This is a genomic window from Curtobacterium sp. UCD-KPL2560, assembly GCF_001705035.1.
Taxonomy (GTDB): domain Bacteria; phylum Actinomycetota; class Actinomycetes; order Actinomycetales; family Microbacteriaceae; genus Curtobacterium.
The window spans coordinates 1-24,757 of sequence record NZ_MCIG01000008.1; the positions used below are offsets into that span (position 1 = coordinate 1).

Below are 24,757 nucleotides of genomic sequence, written 5' to 3' on the forward strand. Positions count from 1 at the left end.
GAGAACGAGTAGTTCTGCGCCACGGCGGAGAACGAGTAGTTCTGCGCCACGGCGTGCTGCTGCACCATCGAGGTCAGCTCGTCGATCAGCGGTCGTCCCACGTCGTTCATGCGCGTGAAGTCCGGCGGTGCGAGCCGGACGGCGAACTCGTCGCCGACCACTCCTGGGGGCTGCTCGACACCGTCGTGCTCCACGTGCGGTCGGGCGGACGCGACCTCGTCGTCAAGGCGTGCGGGCCGCAGAACACCCACTTCCCCCGCGAGCTCACGGCGCACCGCGGGTGGACCGACGTGCTCGTCGCGCGCGGCGACGCCGGAGCCCTGGTCGCGGCGGACGAGGACACCCGGGTCCTCGTGCTCGACCGGGTCCCGGGCCGTCTCGCGCTCGGCACCCCGGACGAACACGACCCCGCGGTGCACCGGCAGGCGGGCGCCCTGCTCCGACGCCTCCACGACCAGACGGCGCGGACCGACCCGACCTACGCCGAGCAGGAGCAGGCGAAGACCACGGCTCAGCTCGACCGGCGGCACCGGATCCCGGCCGAGCGGGTCGAGGCCGTCCGCGCCGTGCTCGCCCGGTTCCGTCCGACCCCGGTGACCGTCGTGCCGACGCACGGCGACTGGCAGCCCCGCAACTGGGTGGTCGATGACGGCCGCCTCCGCGCGATCGACCTCGGACGCTTCGCGTTCCGTCCGGCCGCGACGGACCTCACACGGCTCGCCGTCCTGCACTGGCAGCACGACCCGGCGCTCGAGACCGCCTTCATCGACGGGTACGGGGGCGATCCCCGGACCCCGGACGCGTGGCGCTGGATCCAGCTCCGCGAGGCCGTCGGCACCGCGGTGTGGGCACACGAGGTGGGTGACGCCGGCTTCGAGGAGCAGGGGCACCGGATGCTCGACGACGCCCTCGCTGCCTTCGCGGGCTGACGGGCCGGGCCAGGAGACCCCCCGGGGGCGGCGGACGTCCCGGGGCAGCGGACGTCCCGGGGCAGCAGACTCCCGGAAACGCGGAACGGCCCCCGGATTCCTCCGGGGGCCGTTCCTCACCTGGTGCGCGAGGGGGGACTTGAACCCCCACGCCGTTTCCAGCACACGGACCTGAACCGTGCGCGTCTACCAATTCCGCCACTCGCGCCAGCCCGGCAACATTAGCACGGCGCCGAGGGGCCCCGTGACCACTGTCAGACGGGCCCGGGTGCCACCCACTACCATGCAGTGGTCCGTGACCGACGACACTGGAGACACATGGGCCTCTTGGACAGCTTCGAGCGAGGGTTGGAGCGCGCCGTCAACGGTGCGTTCGCGAAGACCTTCCGCTCCGGCGTGCAGCCCGTGGAGATCTCGAGCGCCCTGCGCCGCGAGCTCGACACCAAGGCCGCCGTGGTGTCGCGGGAGCGCATCCTCGTGCCGAACGAGTTCACCGTCCGGCTCGCACCGCCGGACTTCACGCGCATGAACGACGTGGGACGACCGCTGATCGACGAGCTGACCTCGATGGTGCAGCAGCACGCCGTGGCGCAGAACTACTCGTTCTCGGGCCCGGTGACGATCCGGTTGCAGCAGGACGGCACGCTCTCGACCGGGATCCTGCAGGTCGACTCGAGCACCGTGCAGCGCGACGTCGCGTGGGTCGCGGTCCTCGACATCGGCTCCCAGCGTCACCGGCTGCAGCGCGGACGCACCGTGATCGGCCGCGGGACGGACGCCGACATCACCGTCGCCGACACCGGCACGAGCCGCAAGCACGTCGAGGTGATCTGGGACGGCAAGCACGCCCAGGCCAACGACCTGGGGTCGACGAACGGCTCGAAACTCGACGGTCAGCGCTTCCAGCAGGCCATCGTGGAGCCGGACTCGACGATCGAGATCGGTCGTACCCGTATGGTGTTCCGGGTGATCCCCGAGAGCGACGGAGGTGCTCGATGACCACAGGGCTGACCCTGCTCGTCCTGCGCTTCGCGTTCCTCGCGGTGCTGTGGCTGTTCGTGTTCGTGATCGTCTTCGCCCTGCGGAGCGACCTCTTCGGCCAGCGCGTGCGCACGATCCCCACCGATCCGAAGGCCGCACCGTCCGGCCCGACGACCCCCGTGGTCCCCGCTGCGGCTGCTCCGGCGGCCGCGTCGGGTGGTGCGTTCACCGAGCTGATCGGGCAGTCCTCCGGACCGACGCCGCAGCAGACCGCGAGCGGCGTCCCGACGCGGCTCGTCATCACCGAGGGCGCACGTGAGGGCCTCGAGATGCCGCTCGGCGGCGGACCGATCACCATCGGCCGCTCGAGCGAGTCCAACGTCGTGATCCGCGACGACTACACGTCCACCCACCACGCCCGCCTGGAACTCCGGGCGTCGGGGTGGGTCCTCACCGACCTCGAGTCCACGAACGGCACCTTCGTCGACGGTCAGAAGGTGACCACCCCCGTGACCATCGCGGAGCGGACACCGATCACGATCGGGACGACGACGTTCGAGCTGCGGCGGTAACCCGGACATGACCGCTCGCACGCTGAGCGCCGCTGTGTCCCACGTGGGGCGCATCCGCGCCAACAACCAGGACTCCGGCTACGCCGGCACCCACCTCTTCGCCGTCGCCGACGGCATGGGCGGCCACGCGGGCGGCGACGTCGCCTCCGCGATCGCCATCCGTCGGATCCGCGAGGTGGACCGCGAGTTCCCCTCCGCGCACGACGCCGAGTTCGCCCTGCAGTCGGCCCTCATCGCCGCGAACCAGCTCATCACCGAGACGGTCTTCGAGCACCAGGAACTCACCGGCATGGGCACCACGGTGTCCGCGCTCATCCGGGTCGGCGAGCAGATCGCCATCGCCCACATCGGCGACTCGCGCATCTACCGGATGCGCGACGGTGAGCTGCAGCAGATCACCTCCGACCACACGTTCGTGCAGCGGCTCGTCGACAGCGGTCGCATCACACCGGAGGAAGCAGCGGTCCACCCGCGCCGCTCGGTGCTCATGCGGGTGCTCGGCGACGTCGACGCGGCACCCGAGGTCGACACCGCCGTCATGGACATCCAGGCCGGCGACCGCTGGCTCCTGTGCTCCGACGGCCTGTCCTCGTACCTCGCCGAGGAGCGCATCCGACACGCCCTGGCGTCGACGATGGACGCCAACCAGGTCACCCAGCGCCTGGTCAAGGAGACGCTCGACCACGGCGCCCCCGACAACGTCACCGTCGTCGTGATGGACGTGACCGACGGCGACGTGGTCGACGACGACGAGGCCGCCACCACGGTCGGGTCCGCCGCAGCACCCCTGACCTTCGAGGCGTCGACCGGCCGCAAGCCGATCCGCCTCCCCACGATCCTGCTGCACCCCCTCAAGGTCAGCGCCGCGCCCGAGGACTCGCACTTCGAGCCAGAGTCGGACCAGTACTTCGCCGAGCTCATCGCCGAGGACCGTCGTCGCCGGGTGCGCCGACGGATCGGTTGGACGATCGCGCTCGTCGCGGCGGTCGGGCTGCTCGTCGGCGCCGTGTTCCTGGGCTGGCGGATCACGCAGGACCACTACTACGTGGGCACCGACCGCGGCACCGTCGCGATCTACAAGGGCGTCCAGCAGTCGATCGGTCCGATCGCGCTGTCCGACGTGTACGAGGACACCGACATCAGCACCGCGTCGCTGCCGGAGTACACCCGCGAGAACGTCCGCTCGACGATCAACGCGACGTCGTTGTCCGACGCTCGGGACATCGTCGACCGCCTGCGCAAGGCCGCGGAGACCGGACAGGACCAGGCCGGGACCGGTGGCGACGGGTCCCCGTCGTCCTCGCCGACGCCCACCCCGTCCGACTCCCCGACCGAGGCGCCGGCAGCACCGGCGGCAGCGGCGGCAGCGGGAACGCCCTCGCCCGGGGCGGAGGCGCTGTGATGAGCACCGCCACCGCACAGTCCTTCACCCAGGCGATCACGATCAAGCTCCGCGAACCCGCGCGCGCCCGCAACCTCGAGCTCGTGCTGCTCGTCATCGCTTGCGGCATCTGCGCCGGGGCGATGGTGCTCGTCCAGCTCGGCACCAAGGGCCGCCTGTTCGACACGGGCGTGCTGTGGGTCGGGGGCGGGATCCTCGGGCTCGCGCTCGTCATGCACTGCGTGCTCCGGGTCGTCGCGAAGAACGCCGACCCGTTCATCCTGCCGGTCGCCCTCGTGCTCAACGGCATCGGGATCGCCGAGATCTACCGCATCGACGTCCACAACGGCCTGACCGGCTGGGACGCGATCGGCGTGAAGCAGATCGTCTGGACGATGCTCGCGATGGTGCTCGCGACGATCACCGTCGTGGTGGTCCGCAACCACCGGTTCCTGCAGCGCTACCGCTACATCTTCATGGCGCTGACGATCTTCCTGCTCCTCATGCCGATGCTGCCGGGGATCGGCGAGAACATCGGCGGCGCACGCGTCTGGATCCGGATCGGCCCGTTCTCGTTCCAGCCGGGTGAGCTCGCGAAGATCACCATGGCGCTGTTCTTCGCCGGGTACCTCGTCACCGCCCGCGACTCGCTGTCGATCGTCGGCAAGAAGTTCCTCGGCATGACGTTCCCGCGAGCGCGTGACCTCGGCCCGATCCTGGTGATGTGGGGCGCCGCGATGGCCGTCCTCGTCTTCCAGCGCGACCTCGGCACGGCGCTGCTGTACTTCGGCCTGTTCCTCGTGATGATCTACGTCGCGACGGGACGGCTCAGCTGGGTCGCGATCGGCCTGACGCTGTTCATCGGTGGTGCGATCGTCGCCCAGGCCGCCCTCGTGTACGTGCGCGGCCGGTTCGAGCAGTGGCTCGACCCGTTCGACCAGGCGATCTTCTCGCGGCAGACGCAGGGCAGCTACCAGCTCGTGCAGGGCCTGTTCGGGTTCGCGAACGGCGGCATCACCGGGACCGGCCTCGGGCAGGGCCGGCCGTACATCACCCCGGTGGCGAACGCCGACTACATCGTCGCGTCCCTCGGTGAGGAACTCGGGCTCATCGGTGTCTTCGCGATCCTGGCACTGTTCATCGTGCTGGCCTCCCGCGGCCTGCGGGTGGCCTTCATGGCCCAGGACGACTTCGGCAAGCTCCTCGGGGTCGGCTTCGGCTTCACGATCGCCCTGCAGGTGTTCGTCGTCGTCGGCGGCATCACCCGCATCATCCCGGTGACCGGTCTGACCACGCCCTTCATGGCGGCCGGTGGGTCCTCCCTGATCGCCAACTGGATCATCGCGGCGATGCTGCTGCGACTGACCGACGCGATCCCCGCAGAACAGCGCGTCCAGCAGGGCGCGATCCCGGCCGCGCGCGGGAAGGCTCCGCGCACGAAGGCCGCGACCAGGAAGGAGCACAGCCGGTGAACCGACAGCTCCGCGGTGTCTCGACCGTCATCGTGCTCATGTTCGTCGCACTGTTCGTGTCGACGACCTCGATCCAGTTCTTCGCGTCCGACTCCCTGCGCGCCGACTCGCGCAACTCCCGGACCATCCTGGACAGCTACTCCACCAAGCGGGGCGCGATCCTCGTCAACGGCAGCCCGATCGCCGAGTCGACCCCGGTGGACGACCAGTACCAGTACCAGCGCTCCTACACGAACGGCGCGCTCTACTCGGCCGTCACCGGGTACTTCACGATCGGCCAGGGCAACACCGGCATCGAGGGCGCCGAGAACTCGGTCCTGTCGGGCAACTCCGACGCCTCGTTCTTCCAGAACCTCAACGCGATCCTCACCGGGCAGGACATCCAGGGCGACAACGTCAACCTGACGATCGACCCCGACGTGCAGCAGGCCGCGTACGACGCCCTCGGGTCGAACTCCGGCGCCGTCGTCGCGATCCAACCGAAGACCGGCAAGATCCTCGCGATGGTGTCCAAGCCCGAGTACGACCCGAACGCGCTCACCTCGCACGACACCGCGAAGGTCAAGGCCGAGTACGACGCCCTCCTCGCGCAGAAGCCCACCCCGTTGCAGAACCGCGCCATCGGCGGCGACCTCTACACGCCGGGATCGGTCTTCAAGCTCGTCGTCGCGTCGGCCGCGCTCAAGGACGGCAAGTACGACCTCGACTCCGAGTTCCCGAACCCGGCCCGGCTCCAGCTCCCCGGCACGAACACGTTCATCAACAACGCCGAGGGCGGGTCCTGCGGCGGTGGCGAGACGGTGAAGCTGCGCACGGCGATCCAGTACTCGTGCAACATCCCGTTCGCGGAGCTCGGCCAGAAGCTCGGGTACGACGAGATCAAGTCCGTCGCCGACGAGTACGGGTTCGGCGACGCCATCGAGGTGCCGATGCGCGCCACGGCGAGCCAGTACCCCGACGTCGACTCGACCGCCCAGCTCATGCTGAGCGCCTTCGGCCAGGCCAGCGTGCGCGTGTCGCCGCTGCAGATCGCGATGGTGTCGGCCGGCATCGCCAACGGTGGCAAGGTCATGCAGCCGTCGCTCGTCGACTCGATCACCACGAGCGACCTGAAGACCGTCGAGTCGTTCTCGCCGCGCCAGTACAGCGACCCGCTGTCCGGCTCCGAGGCGGCCGACCTGACCGAGGCGATGCAGAGCGTCGTCAACGACGGCACCGGTACCAATGCCAAGATCGACGGTGTCGACGTCGCCGGCAAGACCGGCACGGCGGAAGGCGGTACGGGCGATCCGTACACGCTCTGGTTCACGGGGTTCGCCCCGGCCAAGGACCCGGAGGTGGCCGTCGCGGTCGTCGTCGGGAACGGTGGCGGACGCGGACAGTCCGGCGTCGGCAACACGGTCGCGGCCCCGGTCGCGAAGAAAGTCATGGAGGCGGTGCTGAACAAATGAGACCCACCAGCGGACTCACCTTCGGTGGGCGGTACCAGCTCTCCTCCCGTGTCGCGATCGGCGGCATGGGCGAGGTCTGGCAGGCCACCGACCTCGTCATCGGACGGACCGTCGCACTCAAGATCCTCAAGGACGAGTACCTCGGCGACCCGGGCTTCCTCGAGCGCTTCCGCGCCGAGGCCCGGCACGCCGCGCTCGTCAACCACGAGGGCATCGCCAACGTCTTCGACTACGGCGAGGAGGACGGCAGCGCCTACCTCGTGATGGAGCTCGTCCCCGGCGAGGCCCTGTCGACCATGATCGAACGCGAGCACACGCTCCCGGTCGACAAGGTGCTCGACATCGTCGCGCAGACCGCGAACGCACTGCAGGCCGCGCACGCCGTGGGCCTCGTGCACCGCGACATCAAGCCGGGCAACCTGCTCATCACCCCGGACGGCCGCGTCAAGATCACCGACTTCGGGATCGCGCGCATCGCCGACCAGGTGCCGCTCACGGCGACCGGGCAGGTGATGGGCACGGTCCAGTACCTGTCACCCGAGCAGGCGAGCGGTCACCCGGCCTCGCCGTCCACCGACGTCTACTCGCTCGGCATCGTCGCGTACGAGGCCCTCGCCGGCCGGCGCCCGTTCACGGGTGAGTCGCAGGTCGCGATCGCGATGGCGCACATCAACGAGCAACCCCCCGCGCTGCCGTCCGACGTGCCGGAGCCCGTGGCCGCACTCGTGCTGTCCTGCATCGCGAAGAAGCCCGCCGACCGTCCCGCGACCGCGGCCAACCTGGCGCGTGCCGCCCAGGCGCTCCGCCGTGGCGACGTCGCGGCCGCCACCGTCGCGGTCCCCGCCGTCGGCGGTGCCGGCACCGTCGCGTTCAACCCCCCGGCGGACCGCGGCGACGAGCAGGCGACCGCGCTCATCGGCACCCAGGCCGGCGCCCTCGCCGGTCCGCCGACCACGCCGGGATCGCCCGCCTCGCCCGACGAGGACGAGCCGAAGAAGCGTGCATGGATCTGGTGGGTCGTCGGTGGGGTCGCCCTCCTGGCGATCATCGGCGCGGTCGTCGCGTTCGCGCTCAACGGCGGCGGGGACGGCGACGGAGGGAAGGCCCCGGCGTCCCAGTCGCCCAGCGCCTCGGCGCGGCCGAGCAACACGCCGTCCCCGACCCCGTCGCAGCCGGCCCGGCAGTTCATCGACAAGAGCCAGTACGTCGGCCGTGCCACCGACGACGTCCGCAACGCCCTCCAGGAGCTCGGCTTCGAGGTGGACGTGCAGGACGGCAGCCCCGCACCGACCGCTGCACAGGCGAACACCGTCGCCGACCTGACCCCCACGGGCAGCGTCATGGACGGCACGACCATCACGGTCACGCAGTACACGACCCCGCCGACGGCCAACAAGCCGAACACCCCGAACGCGTCGTCGGTGTCGAGCACGGGGTCGGTCACCTTCAGCTGGTCGGCCGCCACCTGCCCGGACGGCTACTCGGTGTCGAAGTACTCGTGGAAGGTCACCGGTGGGAAGGACGCCTCCGGTGCGACCTCGGGTGACACCAGCTCGACCGCGGTGACGATCCAGGCCGACGCCGCCGGCACCCCGGTGTCGTTCAGCTACAACGTGACGTGCGGCTCGCTCGCGCCCTCCGAGGACTCGGACCCCGCCACGGCCACCTGGACGTCGAGCCCCTCGCCGACCTCCACGCCCCCGGCGAACGGGGCGGGAACGGGCACCGGTACGGGTACCTCGAAGACCGGCTGAGCGTCACCCGGACGGGGGCTTCCGACACCGTTGCGTAACGGTTGGTCGGGAGCCTCCGCCGTCAGCCGGCTGCCAGTGAACGCTGCCGTACACTGTCCCGGACGGACATTCGGAGGAGTACGTGCCTGAAGGTGTGACCGCGGGGATCGCGCTCCTCGCCAACCGCTACGAGATCGGCGACGTCATCGGTCGCGGTGGGATGGCGACGGTGCACGTGGGCACCGACACCAGACTCGGACGCAAGGTCGCGGTGAAGCTGCTCAAGCCGAGCCTCGCCAACGACCCTGCGTTCCGCATCCGCTTCCGCCAGGAAGCCCAGGCGGCTGCGCGCATGGCGCACCCCACCATCGTCCGCGTCTACGACGCCGGCGAGGAGACCGTCACCGAGACCTCGGGCGCCGAGGTGCAGGTGCCCTACATCGTCATGGAGTACGTCGAGGGCCGTGCGCTCTCGGACATCGTCGCCGAGGGCCCGCTCGACCCGTCCGAGGCCGTGCGCATCACCGAGGGCATCCTCACCGCGCTCGAGTACTCGCACCGCGCCGGGGTCGTCCACCGCGACATCAAGCCCGCGAACGTGATGGTCGCCCACAACGGCCAGGTCAAGGTCATGGACTTCGGCATCGCCCGGGCCATCACCGACACCTCGGCGACCGTCGCGCAGACGACGTCGATCCTCGGGACCGCCTCGTACTTCTCGCCGGAGCAGGCCCGCGGCGAGACGGTCGACGCGCGCACCGACATCTACTCCACGGGCGTCGTGCTCTTCGAGCTCCTCACCGGCCGCGCACCGTTCATCGGTGACTCGCCCGTCGCGGTCGCCTACCAGCACGTGAGCGAGCAGCCGGTGGCCCCGTCGACGATCGCCCACGCGGTGTCGCCTGCCCTCGACGCCGTGACGCTGCACGCGCTCGTGAAGGACCGCACCCGACGCTTCCAGAACGCCGCCGAGTTCCGCTCCGACCTGCAGCAGGCCGCAGCGGGCAAGGTGCCGGTGTCGACCCGCAAGCTCCAGCAGAACGCCGCGCACGACGCATCGACGATGCTGTTCGGGGTCAACCCGCGCACGACGTCGAACCCCGCGGTCGCGTTCCGCGAGCTCGACGACGACACCGCCGAGCACCGCCCGCAGCGGACCCAGAACCGCCCGCCGGTGGCGTGGATCTGGGTGGGCATCATCCTGACCATCGCCGTGATCGCCGGCGTCGGCTTCTTCGTCGCGAACCTGCAGCCCGGCAAGGCGCCGGTGTCGTCCTCGGTCTCCGTCCCGAACGTCGTCGGCGGCACGTGGGACTCGGCGAAGTCCGCGCTCGAACAGCGCGACCTCAGCCCGGTCGAGGTCGGTGAGAACTCCGACGACGTCCCGAAGGACTCCGTCATCCGCACCGAGCCCGGTTCCGGCACGAACGTCGCGCGCAAGCAGAGCATCCGGGTCATCGTGTCGCTCGGCCCCGAGCAGGTGGCGGTCCCCGACCTGGCGGGGCAGACCCAGGACGCCGCACAACAGGCACTGAAGGCGGCCGGCTTCCAGGTCGGTGCGATCAACTCCGACTACTCGAACGACATCCCCGAGGGCACCGTCATCGACTCCGACCCAGCAGCGACGACGCAGCTCACCAAGGGCTCGGTCGTGAACCTGCGGGTCTCGAACGGCAAGGTCCGCCTGCCGAACGTCACGCAGCAGCCCTTCGGGACCGCGAACCAGACCCTCGTCTCGCTCGGCCTGACCGTGGTCCCCGTGGCCTCGAACTCCTGCACCGGCGGCCTCGTCGTGCAGCAGAGCGCACCGGAGGGTGACATCGCACAGGGCAGCTCGGTCACGCTGGTCTACTGCGCCGCCTCGGACAAGCCCACGCAGCAGCCGTCGTCGCCGGCGAACGGTGGCCAGCAGCAGGGCGGCACGCCGCCGTCCCCCGGCCAGTAGCAACCGCCGACGCGGGCGGCCCTCAAGCGCCCGATCGGCACGGCCTGGGGGCGACCGGCGACTCCCTCGCCGGTTCGGACGCGACGCGTCGCGTCGGGTTGCGTTCAGCGCATCCCCCAGCGACGGGACGGTCGCGACCCGCGGGGACGCCTCGCACCGGTCTGGAGGCACGCCCCACGTCCGTCGGACTGCTCGGCGGGCCACATGGCTGGCTCCAGAGCCCGCCACCCGCGGCCGCCCCGCCGGCGGCGGGCAGTCCGCGCGGTCGATTCAGCCGCGCTGTGCGGCGATGAGCGGGTTCAGCGCCGCGGCCCGCTCGGCCGCACCGGTCAGGCCGGTCGTCTCGAGCCAGTTGCCGACCATCCGGTACCCGCCCTCGGTGAGGACGGACTCCGGGTGGAACTGCACGCCGTACACGGGGTGGTCGCGGTGCTGGACACCCATGATGACGCCGCCACCGGTCCGCGCGGTGACGGTGAGCTCGTCCGGCACCGTGCCGTCGACGATCGCCAGCGAGTGGTAGCGCGTCGCGGTGAAGGGGTGCGGGACGCCGGTGAACAGGACGCTGTCGTCGTGGTCGACCTGCGAGGTCTTCCCGTGCATGAGTTCCTCGGCGTGCGTGACGGTCGCGCCGAGGGCCTCCGCGATGGCCTGGTGGCCGAGGCACACCCCGAGCAGCGGCGTCTCGGCCTGGATCGCGGCGCGCACCGTCGGGATGGAGACCCCGGCGTCGGCGGGCGTCCCCGGGCCGGGGGAGAGCAGCACGCCGTCGTAGTCGGCGAGCCGCTCGGCGATCTCGGACTCGGGGAAGGCGTCGTTGCGGACGACGTCGGTCTCGGCTCCGAGCTGCTGCACGTACCCGTTCAGCGTGTAGACGAAGCTGTCGTAGTTGTCGACGACGAGGATCTTGGTCATGGTCGCATCACCGTACCTGTGGGGGTGTGTGCGGCTCCTGGGGGCCGTGCCGCACACGCGGTCACGGTAGGATACCGGCCATGGCCAAGGACAAGGACCGCACCAAGCCCGCCCGGAGGACCCGAGCCGACTCGGTCGACACGGCCGGCGACCAGCCGAACCCCGTGTGGTTCAAGCCCGTCATGTTCGGCTTCATGCTGGTCGGGCTGGCGTGGGTCATCGTCTTCTACATCTCGAACACGACGCTGCCCGTGCCGTCGCTCGGGTCGTGGAACATCCTCATCGGATTCGGCATCATGTTCGTCGGCTTCCTCATGACCACACGCTGGCGCTAGCCACCTCCGCTGTTCCGACGCCCGTCGCACCCCTCGGTGCGGCGGGCGTCGTCGTGTACCCGGGGTCGAAGCTGCCCGGAGCAGCGTGGTGCTCGGTTGCGTGAACGCACTCCGGTCTGTCCACAAGCTCGGCCGGCCGTCGGCGCCGCTCTCCACACCACGGGCGGAGTTCTCCCCAGTTCTCCACACTTTCCCCAGCGTCATCCACACCCTCGTCCCGGAGTTATCCACATGTGCATCCACAGTGGGGATAATCACACGCGTGTAACTCACCGAGTTGTCCCCAGCTGTGGAGAACTCCGTGCAGAGGTGTGGAGAACGACGACGTCCTGCGCTCCGCGGGCCCGTCACATCCGCGCCACTGGCCGTCACATCCGCTTCGAGGGCGCGGGAACGACGAACGCCCCACCGCGCACTGCGGTGGGGCGTTCGACGAAGCAGGCCGCGATCAGCCGATCGTGACGGCGTACCCGACGTAGATCAGGGCGATCGCCGCGACGGCTTCGGCCACGAGCAGGGCGATCTGCAACGGCCGACGGCGGATGTTCCGCGTCTGGGCGAACACCAGGCCGGTGAGGAAGCCGCCCACGATGCCGCCGACGTGCGCCTGCCACGAGATGTTCGTCCCGGGCAGGAACCCGATCACGAGGTTGAGGCCGATGATCACCAGGAGCTGCACGGCGTTGATCCCCAGGCTCCGCTGGATGACGAAGAACGCCGCGAAGAGCCCGAAGATCGCCCCCGAGGCACCGAGCACACCGGTGCCGGGCGCCAGGACGGTGACCGCCAGGGTGCCGAAGATCCCGGAGATGAAGTACAGCGCCAGGAAGCGCCACGTCCCGAGCAGGTTCTCGAGCATGCGCCCGAACACCCACAGCGCCCACATGTTGAAGGCGATGTGGAAGAAGCCCGAGTGCACGAACAGCGACGTGACGATCCGCCACGGCTGGGTGGGCAGCAGCAGCGAGTTGTAGGCCAGGAGTGCCGTCAGGTACCGGCCGGTCACCTGGTCGAGCAGCCAGATCGCCACCGAGACGACCACGAGCACGAACGTGCCCTTCTGGTCGAGCATGGCGAACCGGCGCCGAGCGACGGTCAGGCCGCTCGGCGCTCCGGATGCCTTCCGGTTCGCCGCGAACTGTGCCCGCTGTTCACGGACGCACTCCGGGCAGTGCACCCCGACGGCAGCCGGCGTCTGGCACTCGGTGCAGATCGTCCGTCCGCAGCGCTGGCAGAGGATGAAGCTCTGCCGGTCCGGGTGTCGGTAGCAGAAGTTGCCCGGGTTCGCAGCGTGGTCCGTCACCTGGACTCAGACGTCCTCGACGTCGATGCTCTGGATGACGACGTCCTCGAGCGGCTTGTCGCGACCGTCGGTCGGGACGGCCTCGATCGCGTCGACGACCGCGCGCGACTCGTCGTCCGCGACCTCACCGAAGATGGTGTGCTTGCCCTGGAGCCAGGGGGTGGCGACCGTGGTGATGAAGAACTGCGAACCGTTCGTGCCCCGGCCGCCCTGGATGCCGGCGTTCGCCATGGCGAAGATGTACGGCTTCTGGAAGGTGAGCTCGGGGGAGATCTCGTCGTCGAAGCGGTAGCCCGGGCCACCGATGCCCTGACCGAGCGGGTCGCCGCCCTGGATCATGAAGTCCTTGATGATGCGGTGGAAGATCACGCCGTCGTAGAGCTTGTCGGTCGAGACCTTGCCCGTGCCCGGGTGGGTCCACTCCTGCTTGCCGGTCGCGAGGTCGACGAAGTTCTTGACGGTCTTCGGAGCGTGGTTGCCGAACAGGTTGACGCGGACGTCGCCCTTGTTCGTGTGGATCGTTGCGACAGCGGTGTGCAGAGACATGTTCCGATTCTCGCATGTACTCCCGGTGCAGACACGGATTGCACAGCTGAGGCTCCGTGACCTGTCAGCCGCCCCGGTGGCAGGATGGGGTCACGCCGTTCCGATGGAGGTACCAGATGACGACGATCGAGATCCCGCGCAAGCGTCGGAAGCAGATCAAGAAGCTCAAGGGCAAGACCGCCTCGCTCCTCGGCGAGCAGCGCAAGGTCCTGGAGCACGCGAACGCGATCCTCGCCGAGGCTCGCTCGCACGCCGCAGACGCAGCTCGCAAGGACATCGCACCCCGCGTGCAGAACGCGATCGACAACGGGATCCGTCCCGCTGTCGCCACGAGCGTCCACGCAGCCACCTCGGCCGCGCAGAACGCCTCGCACCGCTTCCAGACCGAGGTCGTCCCGGGGCTCGTCGCCACCGCTGGCTCGGTCCTGAGCGTCAAGGACCTCGCGAAGGACCCGCGCGTCAAGAAGATCGTGAAGGACGCCCAGAAGAAGGGCGCCAAGGCGAAGAAGGCCGCGGCGAAGTACACGCCCGGTCACCAGAAGAAGGGCCTCGGCTTCGGTGGGGTCGCCCTCATCGTGGTCGGTGTCGTCGCCGTCGCCGGTGCTGCCTACGCGGCGTACCAGACGCTCCGCGCCGACGACGACCTGTGGGTCGCCGACGACGCTGACTCGGCGGAGAAGAAGTCCGCCTGACCTCCCGGTTCGTTCGAAGGGCCCCGGCACTGCGCCGGGGCCCTTCGTCGTCCCTGGCACGGGAGGTCGACGGCGCTGGGCCCCGTTGAGCGCGCACGATCAGTCACACTCGGCGGCCCACGGCGACGAACACCGCCCTCCCGCCGTCCTCCACGCGGCGCGTCCCGCCCGCTCGCCGGTGGGGTGCGCGAGCGGCGTGCGACCCTGGGCGACCGGCGCGCCCATGGGCAAGCSGCGTGCCCATGGGCGAGCGGCGTGCGCCCGTCGGCGAGCGGCGTGCGCCCGTCGGCAAGCGGCGTGCACCCGCCGGCAAGCGGCGTGCACCCGCCGGCAAGCGGCGTGCACCCGCCGGCAAGCGGCGTGCGCCCGTCGGCAAGCGGCGTGCGTCGGTACTGCTGGTCGGCAGCGCGGACTGGAGGCGCGCTGCCAGCCCGCCCCGCGCCTCCCGTCCGGTGCGCACCCTGCTCACGCGACGGCCCCGCCGTTCCGTCACGTCGTAGATCGTCGCGTTGTGCCCGGCCGCAGGCCGGCGTGTGCGCCACACCGAGGCGACACGACTCGCCGCGCCCAGCACGTCGAGGTGTCGGAACTCCCCGCGCCCAGCGCCGGCGAGATGCCGGAATTCCGGCACCTCGGCGCGCACCCCCGAACGCCGCGCACGCGCACACGCACACGCACACGCACGAAAACCCGGGAACGACGAAGCCCCTGCGACGCCAGCGGCGACCAGGGGCTGTTCGGAGTGGAGCCTGGGAGAATCGAACTCCCGACATCCTGCTTGCAAAGCAGGCGCTCTACCAACTGAGCTAAGGCCCCGTACGGTACCGAGGTACCGACCGGATGTCGTACGTGGTGGGGCTACAAGGACTTGAACCTTGGACCTCTTCGTTATCAGCGAAGCGCTCTAACCGCCTGAGCTATAGCCCCTCAGACCGGATGAAAGCCTACCGCACCGATCCCGCAGAACGAAATCGAGTGGATCGACCCACCCAGCCCGGGTGTGTCAGTTGTTCGTGAACCCGACGAGCAAGCCGCCGGTGATCCGCACACTGAGGTTGTAGAGCACGCTCACGATCGCGCCGAGCACGGTGCCCACGACGACGTTGAGGATGCCGACCACGACCGAGAACCCGAGGACCTGGCCCAGTGAGAACTGGTCCATGATCGAGTACCCGCTCTGCCCGGTCACGTCCTTGAGCAGGGCGTCGATCTGCGTGAAGACACCGGTCTGGTTGAGGATGATCCACACCAGGGCGGTCGCCACGACGATCACGATCGAGCCGGCCAGGGCGATCAGGAAGGACAGCTTGACCATCGACCAGAAGTCGAGGTACACGAGCCGCAGTCGCACCTGACGGGTGCCGACGGGCCGCTTCGCCTTCTTCTGGAGCTTCTCGGCAACACTACTCATTGGTTGACTGGTCCTCTCCGGCCACGGGCTCGGTCGGTTCGGGGGCCGCTTCGTCAGGGCTGACCGTCTCCACCGGGCCTGCGGGCTCGATCTCGGCGTCGTCCTGGTCGTCCAGGTTCCGCTCACTGTTCCGGGCCACCGCGATGATCCGGTCGTTCTCCGCGAACCTCGCGAAGACCACACCCATCGTGTCGCGACCCTTGGCGGGCACCTCGGACACGGCAGACCTTACCACCTTGCCCGATTGCAGCACGACGAGCACCTCGTCGTCGGCGCCCACGATGAGCGCTCCCACGAGGTCGCCCCGGTCGGCCGCCAACTTGGCGACCTTGATGCCGAGACCACCACGGCCCTGCACCCGGTACTGGTCGACCGAGGTCCGCTTGGCGTAGCCGCCCTCGGTCATCACCCAGACGTACCCGTCGTCGGACACGACCCGCGCCGCGAGCAGCGAGTCGTCCCCGCGGAACGACATGCCCTTCACGCCGGAGGTCGAGCGCCCCATCGGACGGAGGCTGTCGTTCGTCGCGGTGAAGCGCAGCGACATGCCGTGCTTCGAGACGAGGAGCAGGTCGTCGGTCTCGTCGACGAGCAACGCCTGGCGGAGCTTGTCGCCCTCGCGCAGGTTGATCGCGATGATGCCACCGGTGCGGTTCGTGTCGTACTCGGTGAGCGCGGTCTTCTTGACGAGACCCTGCTCGGTGGCGAGCACGAGGTACTGCGCGGCCTCGTAGTCGCGGATGTCGAGCACCTGCTGGATCTGCTCGTCGGGCTGCATCGCGAGGAGGTTCGCGACGTGCTGGCCCTTGGCGTCGCGGCTGGCTTCCTGGAGCTCGTACGCCTTGGCGCGGTAGACCCGGCCCTGGTCGGTGAGGAACAGCAGCCAGTGGTGCGTCGTCGTGACGAAGAAGTGCTCGACGATGTCGTCGGCCCGGAGCTGGGCACCCTTGACGCCACGGCCACCGCGGTGCTGCGAGCGGTAGTTGTCGCTGCGCGTGCGCTTGACGTACCCGCCGCGGGTGATGGTGACGACCATCTCCTCCTCGGGGATGAGGTCCTCGATGGACATGTCGCCGTCGTAGCCGAGCAGGATCTCGCTGCGGCGGTCGTCGCCGAAGCGGTCGACGATCTCGGCGAGCTCGTCGCTGATGATGCTGCGCTGCCGGGTCTCCGAGCCCAGGATGTCCTGGAAGTCGGCGATCTTGCGCTCGAGCTCGTCGGCCTCGTCGTGGATCTTCTGCCGCTCGAGGGCGGCCAGGCGACGGAGCTGCAGCTCGAGGATCGCGCGCGCCTGGATCTCGTCGACGCTGAGCAGGTCCATGAGGCCCGTGCGCGCTTCTTCCACGTCGGGCGAGCGACGGATGAGCGCGATGACCTCGTCGAGGGCGTCGAGTGCCGCGAGGTAGCCGCGCAGGATGTGCGCGCGCTTCTCGGCCTCGCGCAGCCGGTACTGCGTGCGGCGGACGATGACGTCGATCTGGTGGTCGACCCACGCCGAGATGAAGCCGTCGAGCGCGAGCGTGCGCGGCACGCCGTCGACGATCGCGAGCATGTTCGCGCCGAAGTTCTCCTGCAGCTGCGTGTGCTTGTACAGGTTGTTCAGCACGACCTTCGCCACGGCGTCGCGCTTCAGCACGATGACCAGGCGCTGGCCGGTGCGGCCGGAGGTCTCGTCGCGGATGTCCGCGATGCCGGCGAGCTTGCCGTCCTTGACGCCCTCGGCGATGCGGATCGCGAGGTTGTCCGGGTTGACCTGGTACGGCAGCTCGGTGACGACCAGGCACGTGCGGCCCTGGATCTCCTCGACGTTCACGACCGCACGCATCGTGATCGACCCGCGGCCCGTGCGGTACGCGTCCTGGATGCCCTTGGTGCCGAGGATCTGCGCACCGGTCGGGAAGTCCGGGCCCTTGATCCGCTGCATGAGCGCCCCGAGGAGCTCTTCACGCGTCGCGTCCGGGTGCTCGAGCGCCCACTGCGCACCGGCCGCGACCTCGCGCAGGTTGTGCGGCGGGATGTTCGTCGCCATGCCGACCGCGATGCCGACGGAGCCGTTCACGAGCAGATTCGGGAAGCGGGCCGGCAGGATCGCGGGCTCCTGCGTGCGGCCGTCGTAGTTGTCCTGGAAGTCGACGGTGTCCTCGTCGATGTCCCGGACCATCTCCATGGCGAGCGGCGCCATCTTGGTCTCGGTGTACCGGGGGGCTGCGGCGCCGTCGTTGCCGGGCGAACCGAAGTTGCCCTGGCCGAGCGCGAGCGGGTACCGGAGCGACCACGGCTGCACCAGGCGGACGAGTGCGTCGTAGATCGCGCTGTCGCCGTGCGGGTGGAACTGCCCCATGACGTCGCCGACGACGCGCGAGCACTTCGAGAACGCGCGGTCCGGGCGGTAGCCGCCGTCGAACATCGCGTAGATGACGCGACGGTGCACCGGCTTCAGCCCGTCCCGGACCTCCGGCAGGGCGCGGCCGACGATGACCGACATCGCGTAGTCCAGGTAGGAGCGCTGCATCTCGAGCTGCAGGTCGACCTGCGAGATGCGGTCTCCGGAGACGACGATGTCGCCGGAGTCGCCGTGCACGATCTCGGGCTGCTCGTCGTTCGTCTCGTTGTCGTCAGCCATGTGGCCTGGTCACCTTTCTGCACTGCCTGGAGGCAGGGGTTCCGTTCGTCGCGCCGGGCGCGACCACAGGTGGTCGGGACTGGTCGACGCGGCTGGCACCGCGCCTCCAGACCGGGTCTAGATGTCGAGGAACCGGACGTCCTTGGCGTTCTGCTGGATGAACTGGCGACGGGACTCGACGTCCTCGCCCATCAGCGTCGCGAAGACGCTGTCCACCGCGGCGGCGTCCTCGAGGGTGACCTGCAGGAGCGTGCGGGTGTCCGGGTTCATCGTGGTGTCCCAGAGCTCCTTGTAGTCCATCTCGCCGAGGCCCTTGTAGCGCTGGATGCCGTTGTCCTTCGGGATGCGCTTGCCGGAGGCGAGACCCGCGGTCATCATCGCGTCGCGCTCCCGGTCGCTGAACACGTACTCGTGTGCGGCGTTCGACCACTTCAGGCGGTACAGCGGCGGCTGTGCGAGGTACACGTAACCGCGCTCGATGAGCGGGCGCATGTACCGGAACAACAGCGTCAAGAGCAGGGTCGTGATGTGCTGCCCGTCGACGTCGGCATCGGCCATCAGCACGATCTTGTGGTACCGGGCCTTGTCCGGGTCGAAGTCCTCGCCGATGCCGGCGCCGAACGCCGTGATCATCGACTGGATCTCCTGGTTGGCGAGAGCGCGGTCGAGCCGGGCCTTCTCGACGTTGAGGATCTTGCCGCGCAGCGGCAGGATCGCCTGCGTCATCGGGTTGCGACCCTGCACGGCGGAGCCACCGGCGGAGTCGCCCTCGACCATGAAGATCTCGGAGAGCGTCGGGTCCTTCGACTGGCAGTCCTTGAGCTTGCCGGGCATGCCACCCGACTCGAGCAGCCCCTTGCGACGGGTCGTCTCGCGGGCCTTGCGGGCGGCGAGACGGGCCTGCGACGCCTGGATCGCCTTGCGGATGACGTCGCGCGCCTGCGTCGGGTTGCTCTCGAACCAGTGGCTGAGCTCGCTGCCGACGACGCGCTGCACGAAGCCCTTCGCCTCGGTGTTGCCGAGCTTCGTCTTCGTCTGGCCCTCGAACTGCGGTTCGCCGAGCTTCACGGAGATGACGGCCGTCAACCCTTCGCGGATGTCGTCACCCGTGAGGTTGTCGTCCTTCTCCTTGAGGATCTTCGTGTCCTTGGCGTACTTGTTCACCAGGGAGGTCAGCGCGGCGCGGAAGCCCTCTTCGTGGGTGCCGCCCTCGTGCGTGTTGATCGTGTTCGCGAAGGTGTGGACGCTCTCCTGGTACGAGGTGTTCCACTGCATCGCGATCTCGAGCGCGATCTTGCGCTCGGTGTCCTCGGCCTCGATGGCGATGACGTCCGGGTGGACGAGGTCGGCCTTCTTCTGCGCGTTGAGGTACTCGACGTAGTCGGGCAGGCCGCGGTCGTAGCGGAAGGAGTCGCCGCGCGACTCCTCGCCCTCGTCGGGGGTCCGCTCGTCGCGCAGCGTGATCCGCAGGCCCTTGTTGAGGAAGGCCATCTGCTGGAAGCGCGTGCGCAGGGTCTCGTAGTCGAACTCGACGCTCTCGAAGATGTCGGCGTTCGGCCAGAACGTGATCGTCGTGCCGGTCTCGTCGGTGGGTTCGCCCTTGGCGACCGGGGCGACCGGGACGCCGTCGGTGTAGCTCTGGCGCCAGACGTGTCCCTGACGGCGGACCTCGACGTCGAGCTCGGAGCTCAACGCGTTCACGACGGAGGAGCCGACGCCGTGCAGACCACCGGAGACCGCGTAGCCGCCACCGCCGAACTTGCCGCCGGCGTGCAGGACGGTCAGGACGACCTGGAGCGTCGAGACGCCCTCGGCCGCGTGCACGTCGACCGGGATGCCACGGCCGTTGTCGACCACGCGGACGCCGCCGTCCTCGCGGATGGTGACGTCGATGGTGTCGCAGTAGCCGGCGAGGGCTTCGTCGACGGAGTTGTCGACGATCTCCTGCACGAGGTGGTGGAGCCCGCGCGGACCGGTCGAGCCGATGTACATGCCGGGGCGCTTGCGGACCGCTTCGAGCCCTTCCAGCACCTGAATCTGGTCTGCGCCGTACGATGGTTCCGGCTGCGGGGCCTGCTCGGTCTCGCCCTGCGGGATCGTCTGGTCGTCGTCAGATTCTGCTGTCATCTCGAAGTGGCTCCTGCCTGCGCGCGGAACGGCCGCACACTGCACCCCGAGTCTACCGTAGGGACCCCCGCATCCGAGGCCGTGTTCGGCCCACAGACGGGGTTTTTTCGTCCGGTAGGACGATTTCGTCGGCCTAGCCGTAGGTGTCGCGCGGGCCGCGCCCCTGGACGGTCCTGGGACCGCGTTTCCAGGTGGGGACGTCCGGCCCGGAAACCCGGATGGACTGGACCCCGGCCTCGGGGTGCCGCTCGGCGATCGTCGTGGTGACCGTGGCGCGCATGAGCCGGAGCTGCGTCGCCCACGCGGTCGAGTCGCACCGGATGACCAGCGCACCGTCGTCGATCGTCATCGGTCGCGAGTGCTTCGCGAGCTCCTCGCCGACCACCGCGGGCCAGTCGACGAACAGCTCGGAGCGCGCGAGCGGCTCCGTCCAGCCGAGCTCGGCGGCGAGGGAGCCGACGACGTCGCCGAGACCCCGGGGTTCGCGGCCGCGACCGTACGGCACCGAGTCGGCGTCGAGTTCGCGGGCACGACGGCGACGGGCGTCGACGGTCCGGAGGGAGGGGTCGCCGTACACCGCGCGGAGGTGGCGGTAGACCCGGCTCGGCTCGGTGGGCTTCCAGGGCTTCGGCATCAGGCGTCCGCCCCGGTCGTCGTCGCGGCGGGTGCCGCCGCGGCCGTGACGGTCGCGTCGGACGGGTCGGTCTCGCCGGACAGGTCGGTCGCGTCGGTCGCGTCGGACGGGTCAGTTGCTTCGGACGCGCCGGTCGCGTGGTCGGCGGTCGGACGGGAGGCGCTGCTCGCCTCCGCCTCGTCGGTCACGATCGTCCCGGCCTCGATCCGCACGGTGTGCGCCGCGAGCTGCGCCGGCACGTCCCCGTGCACGGCGGCGGTGATGAGGACCTGCTCGTAGTCGGCGACCGCCCCGGCCAGGCGTTCCCGGCGGGACTCGTCGAGCTCGGCGAACACGTCGTCGAGGATGATGATCGGGTCGCCGAGGGTCGACTCCGCGCGCAGGACAGCGGCACTGGCGAGCTTGACCGCGAGCGCGAACGACCACGACTCCCCGTGACTCGCGTACCCACGGGCGGGTAACCCGTTCAGCTGGAAGAGCACGTCGTCCCGGTGGGGTCCGACGAGCGTCAGGCCACGGTCGAGCTCGTCGCGGCGACGGCGCTCGAGCGCGGCCCGGAAGGCATCGGCGGCGGCCACCACGGAGACCGGTTCCTCCGGGGTGCCGAGCACCGGGTCGGTCGCCGCGGCGTCCTCGGGGTCGCCGCCCCGCACGCTGAGCACACCCGTGATCGTGGCCTCGTGCCGTTCACCGGCGACGGTCGCGTACGCCTCGGTGACGAAGGGCGCCAACCGGCGGGTGAGGTGGTCGCGCGCGGCGATGACCTCGGCCCCGAAGGCCACGAGTCGCTCGTCCCAGACGTCGAGCGTCGCGAGGGAGCCAGCGCGGGACCCGGTCGCGCGCGCCGACTTCAGCAGGGTGTTCCGCTGGCGGAGCGTGCGGTCGTAGTCGGCGAGGACGCCCTGCATCCGCGGCGCGATCTGGCCGAGCAGCTCGTCGAGCATGCGGCGCCGGCCGGCCGGTTCGCCGCGGACCAGCGCGAGGTCCTCGGGTGCGAACAGGACGCTCGTGCAGTAGCGCGGGAGCTCGCGCGGCTTGATCGCCGCCCGGTTCACCTGCGCACGGTTCGACCCGGTCCGGTTGATCTGGACCTCGGCGAGGATGCTGCGGTCGTCGTGGGCGAGACGTGCGCGGACGATCGCGGCGTCGCAGCCCTGGCGGACGAGTGCCGCATCGGTCGGGACGCGGTGCGATCCGAGGGTGGACAGGTAGCCGATCGCCTCGACGAGGTTGGTCTTGCCCTGCCCGTTGCGCCCGACGAACAGGTTCGGCCCGCGTGCGAGGACCACCTCCGCCTCCCGGTAGTTCCGGAAGTCGGTGAGTTGCAGGTGGTCGACGTGCACGCGGGCCGAGGGTCCGGGTGGGTACCCGGGCTACGCCTTCTTGACGGCGTGGCCGCCGAACTGGTTGCGGAGCGCCGCGACGGCCTTCATCGTCGGGGACTGGCTGCCCTGACGCGAGACGAAGCGGGCGAACATCGCGGCCGAGAGCGCGGGCATCGGCACCGCGAGCTCGATCGCCTCTTCGAGGGTCCAGCGACCCTCGCCCGAGTCGTCGACGTAGCCCTCGAGCTCGTCGAGCTTCGGGTCCTCGTTGATCGCGAGGACGAGCAGGTCGAGCAGCCAGGAACGGACGACCGTCCCGCGCTGCCACCCGGCGAAGACCGCGGGCACGTCGTGGACGATGTCCTTCGCCTCGAGGAGCTCGTAGCCCTCGCCGTACGCCTGCATGATCGCGTACTCGATGCCGTTGTGGACCATCTTCGCGTAGTGGCCCGCGCCGACGCCGCCGGCGTGCGAGAAGCCCTCCTCGCGGGGGCCCTCGGGACGCAGCGCGTCGAAGACCGGCATCGCGAACTCGACGTCCTCGGCGGCACCGCCGACCATGAGGCCGTAGCCGTTGTCCTTGCCCCAGACGCCGCCCGAGACGCCGGCGTCCATGTAGCGGATGCCCTTGGCGTCGAGCTGCTTGGCGTGCACCTCGTCGTCGAGCCACTTCGAGTTGCCGCCGTCGATGACCAGGTCGCCCTCGCCGAGGACCTCGGCCAGGTCGGAGATCACGTCGTCCGTGATCTTGCCGTGCGGGACCATGACCCAGACGAGCTTCTTGCCCTCGGGCAGTGCGGCGGCGAGTGCGCCGAGGTCGGCGACGTCGGAGACGGCGGGGTTCGCGTCGTACCCGGTGACCTCGATGCCTGCGTTGCGGAGACGGGCACGCATGTTGTTGCCCATGCGACCGAGGCCGACAAGACCGATGTGCATGATTTCCTCTTCTGTTCGTCGTCGCGCTGATGCACGGTTGGCGCGTCAGCGCAGTGTTCGGCTGTTGCGCTTACCGCAGCAGGAGATTGGGCTGCAGCAGGTACCGGTATCCGTCCGTCGCCGGGGCCTCCTGGGAGGTCTGGCCGGTGATGAGCACCGGGCCCGGCTTGTTGGGGTTCTCCGTCTTGGTGAAGGAGATCCGGACGAACTCGGAGTGCACCGCGTTCAACCCGTCCAGGAGGAAGGCGGGCTTCAGCGAGACCACCGTTTCCTCACCGGTCAGCAACGCACTGATCGACTCTGACGCCTGCGCTTGTTCGGAACCGATCGCCTCGAGCGTGAGCCCGTCGACCGAGAAGGAGAACCGGAGGGCGGCTTCGCGCTCCAGGACGAGGGAGACCCGTCGGACGGCCTCGACCAGTTCCGCGGTGTTGATCACCGCGTGGTCCTGGACCGTCTCGGGGAAGAGCCGGCGGACCGGCGGGTAGTTGCCCTTGATGAGCAGCGACGTCACCGTCTTGTCGTCGGCGTGGAACGCGATGAGCTCGCGGTCCGAGCTGCCGCTGATCGACACCGACACCGTGGACGCCGAGCCGAAGGTGCGGCCGACCTCCTGCAGGGTGCGGGCAGGGACGAGTGCGTGCAGGGGCTCGGAGCCGACGCGGCCGGAGTCCCACGCGATCGTGCGGATCGCGACGCGGTAGCGGTCGGTCGCGGTGAGCGACAGGTCGTTGTCGCCGACCTCGAGCTGCACGCCCGTGATCACCGGGGTGACGTCGTCGCGGCTCGCGGCGACGGCGACCTGGGACACGGCCTCCGAGAAGGCGTCGCCCGGGATGACACCGGTCTGCTCGCCGATCTCGGGGAGGGTCGGGTACTCCTCGACCGGCATCGACAGCAGCGTGAAGTGCGCCGGGCCGCAGGCGACCGAGATCCGGGACTCCTCGGTCGTGAAGGTGACCGGGGCGCTCGGCAGGCGGCTCGCGATGTCGTTCAGGAGCCGGCCGGAGACGAGCACCGTGCCGGACTCGTCGACCTGGGCCGTGATCGACGTCTGCGCCGAGACTTCGTAGTCGAACGACGAGAGCGTCAGCCGGTCGCCCTCTGCGTGGATCAGGACGCCGGAGAGGATCGGGAGGGTCGTGCGCTGTGGGAGGAGCTTCACCGCGAAGGAGACGGCTTCGGAGAAGACGTCCCGGTTGACCTCGAACTTCACAGCTGGGACCCCTGTCGATCGGTTGACTGTCCGGCCGCCCCATTGTGGCACAGCGGAGGGAGCGCCGGATTTCTTGTCGTTCGGCCCTCCACAAGGTTGGCCCCTGGAGTGATCTAGATGACAAGGAGTAATGGTCTTAACGCCTGTGCACACTGTGGACAACTCTGTGCATCCCAGTTCTCCACAGGGAACTACACACGTGTGAGTTGTGAGTGGGATGTTGACGGCTT

General features: G+C 69.6%; 21 protein-coding genes and 3 tRNA genes. 10 read left to right on the forward strand and 14 right to left on the reverse strand.

Annotated elements, in window-relative coordinates:
- Positions 1 to 194, reverse strand: a 194-nt coding sequence (locus BEP24_RS17400) for an FhaA domain-containing protein (protein ID WP_253181556.1), incomplete at its 3' end; no start/stop codon positions are given.
- Between BEP24_RS17400 and BEP24_RS03750 the strand changes: the two genes are divergently transcribed.
- On the forward strand, positions 195 to 929 hold the full coding sequence (locus tag BEP24_RS03750) for a phosphotransferase (RefSeq protein ID WP_171898718.1): 735 nt from the start codon (positions 195 to 197) through the stop codon (positions 927 to 929).
- A gap of 121 nt (positions 930 to 1,050) precedes the next feature.
- On the opposite strand, the gene BEP24_RS03755 is transcribed toward BEP24_RS03750, so the two are convergent.
- A tRNA-Leu gene (locus tag BEP24_RS03755) sits at positions 1,051 to 1,137 on the reverse strand.
- A gap of 110 nt (positions 1,138 to 1,247) precedes the next feature.
- On the opposite strand from BEP24_RS03755, the gene BEP24_RS03760 reads away from it, so the two are divergent.
- The 7 genes from BEP24_RS03760 (at position 1,248) to pknB (ending at position 10,464) form a co-directional block, all read left to right on the forward strand.
- Positions 1,248 to 1,928, forward strand: a complete 681-nt coding sequence (locus BEP24_RS03760; RefSeq protein ID WP_065960415.1) for a DUF3662 and FHA domain-containing protein — start codon at positions 1,248 to 1,250, stop codon at positions 1,926 to 1,928.
- Positions 1,925 to 2,482, forward strand: a complete 558-nt coding sequence (locus BEP24_RS03765) for an FHA domain-containing protein (protein WP_065960419.1) — start codon at positions 1,925 to 1,927, stop codon at positions 2,480 to 2,482. The genes BEP24_RS03760 and BEP24_RS03765 overlap by 4 nt, the downstream gene beginning before the upstream one ends.
- A gap of 7 nt (positions 2,483 to 2,489) precedes the next feature.
- On the forward strand, positions 2,490 to 3,884 hold the full coding sequence (locus BEP24_RS03770) for a Stp1/IreP family PP2C-type Ser/Thr phosphatase (protein ID WP_083230050.1): 1,395 nt from the start codon (positions 2,490 to 2,492) through the stop codon (positions 3,882 to 3,884).
- Positions 3,884 to 5,335 (forward strand): FtsW/RodA/SpoVE family cell cycle protein, encoded by a 1,452-nt coding sequence (locus BEP24_RS03775; protein ID WP_065960574.1) that lies wholly within the window; start codon positions 3,884 to 3,886, stop codon positions 5,333 to 5,335. Before BEP24_RS03770 ends, BEP24_RS03775 begins: the two co-directional genes overlap by 1 nt.
- On the forward strand, positions 5,332 to 6,786 hold the full coding sequence (locus BEP24_RS03780) for a penicillin-binding protein 2 (protein WP_065960423.1): 1,455 nt from the start codon (positions 5,332 to 5,334) through the stop codon (positions 6,784 to 6,786). The genes BEP24_RS03775 and BEP24_RS03780 overlap by 4 nt, the downstream gene beginning before the upstream one ends.
- Entirely contained in the window at positions 6,783 to 8,540 is a 1,758-nt protein-coding gene (locus tag BEP24_RS03785; protein WP_065960425.1) for a protein kinase, read from the forward strand. The genes BEP24_RS03780 and BEP24_RS03785 overlap by 4 nt, the downstream gene beginning before the upstream one ends.
- A 121-nt stretch (positions 8,541 to 8,661) precedes the next feature.
- Positions 8,662 to 10,464 carry a Stk1 family PASTA domain-containing Ser/Thr kinase gene (pknB, locus tag BEP24_RS03790; RefSeq protein WP_290439170.1) on the forward strand — a complete coding sequence of 601 codons (1,803 nt, stop codon included), beginning with the start codon at positions 8,662 to 8,664 and terminating at the stop codon, positions 10,462 to 10,464.
- A 270-nt stretch (positions 10,465 to 10,734) separates the two neighbouring features.
- Here pknB and BEP24_RS03795 read toward each other — a convergent pair whose 3' ends face one another.
- Entirely contained in the window at positions 10,735 to 11,379 is a 645-nt protein-coding gene (locus tag BEP24_RS03795; protein WP_065960429.1) for a gamma-glutamyl-gamma-aminobutyrate hydrolase family protein, read from the reverse strand.
- 80 nt (positions 11,380 to 11,459) lie between these two features.
- Between BEP24_RS03795 and BEP24_RS03800 the strand changes: the two genes are divergently transcribed.
- Positions 11,460 to 11,714 carry a cell division protein CrgA gene (locus BEP24_RS03800; RefSeq protein WP_058741043.1) on the forward strand — a complete coding sequence of 85 codons (255 nt, stop codon included), beginning with the start codon at positions 11,460 to 11,462 and terminating at the stop codon, positions 11,712 to 11,714.
- A 448-nt stretch (positions 11,715 to 12,162) separates the two neighbouring features.
- Here BEP24_RS03800 and BEP24_RS03805 read toward each other — a convergent pair whose 3' ends face one another.
- Both BEP24_RS03805 and BEP24_RS03810 read right to left on the reverse strand, forming a co-directional pair.
- A complete protein-coding gene (locus BEP24_RS03805) occupies positions 12,163 to 13,017 on the reverse strand; it encodes a rhomboid family intramembrane serine protease (RefSeq protein ID WP_065960433.1) in 855 nt (284 codons plus the stop codon).
- Between the two features lie 6 nt (positions 13,018 to 13,023).
- On the reverse strand, positions 13,024 to 13,563 hold the full coding sequence (locus tag BEP24_RS03810; RefSeq protein ID WP_065960438.1) for a peptidylprolyl isomerase: 540 nt from the start codon (positions 13,561 to 13,563) through the stop codon (positions 13,024 to 13,026).
- Between the two features lie 116 nt (positions 13,564 to 13,679).
- Here BEP24_RS03810 and BEP24_RS03815 point away from each other — a divergent pair, with 116 nt between their 5' ends.
- The gene (locus tag BEP24_RS03815; RefSeq protein WP_083230051.1) at positions 13,680 to 14,255 is read left to right on the forward strand and encodes a hypothetical protein; all 576 of its coding nucleotides are present in this window, start codon (positions 13,680 to 13,682) and stop codon (positions 14,253 to 14,255) included.
- Between the two features lie 743 nt (positions 14,256 to 14,998).
- Here BEP24_RS03815 and BEP24_RS03825 read toward each other — a convergent pair.
- The 9 genes from BEP24_RS03825 to dnaN form a co-directional block, all read right to left on the reverse strand.
- A tRNA-Ala gene (locus BEP24_RS03825) sits at positions 14,999 to 15,071 on the reverse strand.
- Positions 15,072 to 15,105: 34 nt separating this feature from the next.
- Positions 15,106 to 15,182, reverse strand: a tRNA-Ile gene (locus BEP24_RS03830).
- A gap of 76 nt (positions 15,183 to 15,258) precedes the next feature.
- Positions 15,259 to 15,666, reverse strand: a complete 408-nt coding sequence (locus BEP24_RS03835) for a DUF3566 domain-containing protein (protein WP_065960445.1) — start codon at positions 15,664 to 15,666, stop codon at positions 15,259 to 15,261.
- Positions 15,659 to 18,289, reverse strand: a complete 2,631-nt coding sequence (gene gyrA, locus BEP24_RS03840) for a DNA gyrase subunit A (RefSeq protein ID WP_065960447.1) — start codon at positions 18,287 to 18,289, stop codon at positions 15,659 to 15,661. The genes BEP24_RS03835 and gyrA overlap by 8 nt, the downstream gene beginning before the upstream one ends.
- A 117-nt stretch (positions 18,290 to 18,406) precedes the next feature.
- Complete coding sequence (gyrB, locus tag BEP24_RS03845) at positions 18,407 to 20,416, reverse strand: DNA topoisomerase (ATP-hydrolyzing) subunit B (protein WP_065960448.1); 2,010 nt, start codon at positions 20,414 to 20,416, stop codon at positions 18,407 to 18,409.
- Positions 20,417 to 20,549: 133 nt separating this feature from the next.
- Complete coding sequence (locus BEP24_RS03850) at positions 20,550 to 21,050, reverse strand: DciA family protein (protein WP_065960451.1); 501 nt, start codon at positions 21,048 to 21,050, stop codon at positions 20,550 to 20,552.
- Positions 21,050 to 22,393 (reverse strand): DNA replication/repair protein RecF, encoded by a 1,344-nt coding sequence (gene recF, locus BEP24_RS03855; RefSeq protein WP_065960455.1) that lies wholly within the window; start codon positions 22,391 to 22,393, stop codon positions 21,050 to 21,052. Before recF ends, BEP24_RS03850 begins: the two co-directional genes overlap by 1 nt.
- Positions 22,394 to 22,423: 30 nt before the next feature.
- Complete coding sequence (gnd, locus tag BEP24_RS03860; RefSeq protein WP_139197518.1) at positions 22,424 to 23,311, reverse strand: phosphogluconate dehydrogenase (NAD(+)-dependent, decarboxylating); 888 nt, start codon at positions 23,309 to 23,311, stop codon at positions 22,424 to 22,426.
- Positions 23,312 to 23,381: 70 nt separating this feature from the next.
- A complete protein-coding gene (gene dnaN / locus BEP24_RS03865; RefSeq protein ID WP_065960459.1) occupies positions 23,382 to 24,527 on the reverse strand; it encodes a DNA polymerase III subunit beta in 1,146 nt (381 codons plus the stop codon).
- Positions 24,528 to 24,757 lie beyond the last annotated feature (230 nt).

Excerpts from the sequence above, each read along its gene's own strand:
- BEP24_RS03810 (WP_065960438.1), bottom strand. The coding sequence starts at position 13,563 with ATGTCTCTGCACACCGCTGTCGCAACGATCCACACGAACAAGGGCGAC.
- BEP24_RS03795 (WP_065960429.1), bottom strand. The coding sequence starts at position 11,379 with ATGACCAAGATCCTCGTCGTCGACAACTACGACAGCTTCGTCTACACG.
- BEP24_RS03835 (WP_065960445.1), bottom strand. The coding sequence starts at position 15,666 with ATGAGTAGTGTTGCCGAGAAGCTCCAGAAGAAGGCGAAGCGGCCCGTC.
- BEP24_RS03770 (WP_083230050.1), top strand. The coding sequence starts at position 2,490 with ATGACCGCTCGCACGCTGAGCGCCGCTGTGTCCCACGTGGGGCGCATC.
- gnd (WP_139197518.1), bottom strand. The coding sequence starts at position 23,311 with ATGCACATCGGTCTTGTCGGCCTCGGTCGCATGGGCAACAACATGCGT.
- gyrA (WP_065960447.1), bottom strand. The coding sequence starts at position 18,289 with ATGGCTGACGACAACGAGACGAACGACGAGCAGCCCGAGATCGTGCAC.
- BEP24_RS03815 (WP_083230051.1), top strand. The coding sequence starts at position 13,680 with ATGACGACGATCGAGATCCCGCGCAAGCGTCGGAAGCAGATCAAGAAG.
- BEP24_RS03850 (WP_065960451.1), bottom strand. The coding sequence starts at position 21,050 with ATGCCGAAGCCCTGGAAGCCCACCGAGCCGAGCCGGGTCTACCGCCAC.
- gyrB (WP_065960448.1), bottom strand. The coding sequence starts at position 20,416 with ATGACAGCAGAATCTGACGACGACCAGACGATCCCGCAGGGCGAGACC.
- BEP24_RS03765 (WP_065960419.1), top strand. The coding sequence starts at position 1,925 with ATGACCACAGGGCTGACCCTGCTCGTCCTGCGCTTCGCGTTCCTCGCG.
- BEP24_RS03800 (WP_058741043.1), top strand. The coding sequence starts at position 11,460 with ATGGCCAAGGACAAGGACCGCACCAAGCCCGCCCGGAGGACCCGAGCC.
- BEP24_RS03775 (WP_065960574.1), top strand. The coding sequence starts at position 3,884 with ATGAGCACCGCCACCGCACAGTCCTTCACCCAGGCGATCACGATCAAG.
- BEP24_RS03785 (WP_065960425.1), top strand. The coding sequence starts at position 6,783 with ATGAGACCCACCAGCGGACTCACCTTCGGTGGGCGGTACCAGCTCTCC.
- BEP24_RS03760 (WP_065960415.1), top strand. The coding sequence starts at position 1,248 with ATGGGCCTCTTGGACAGCTTCGAGCGAGGGTTGGAGCGCGCCGTCAAC.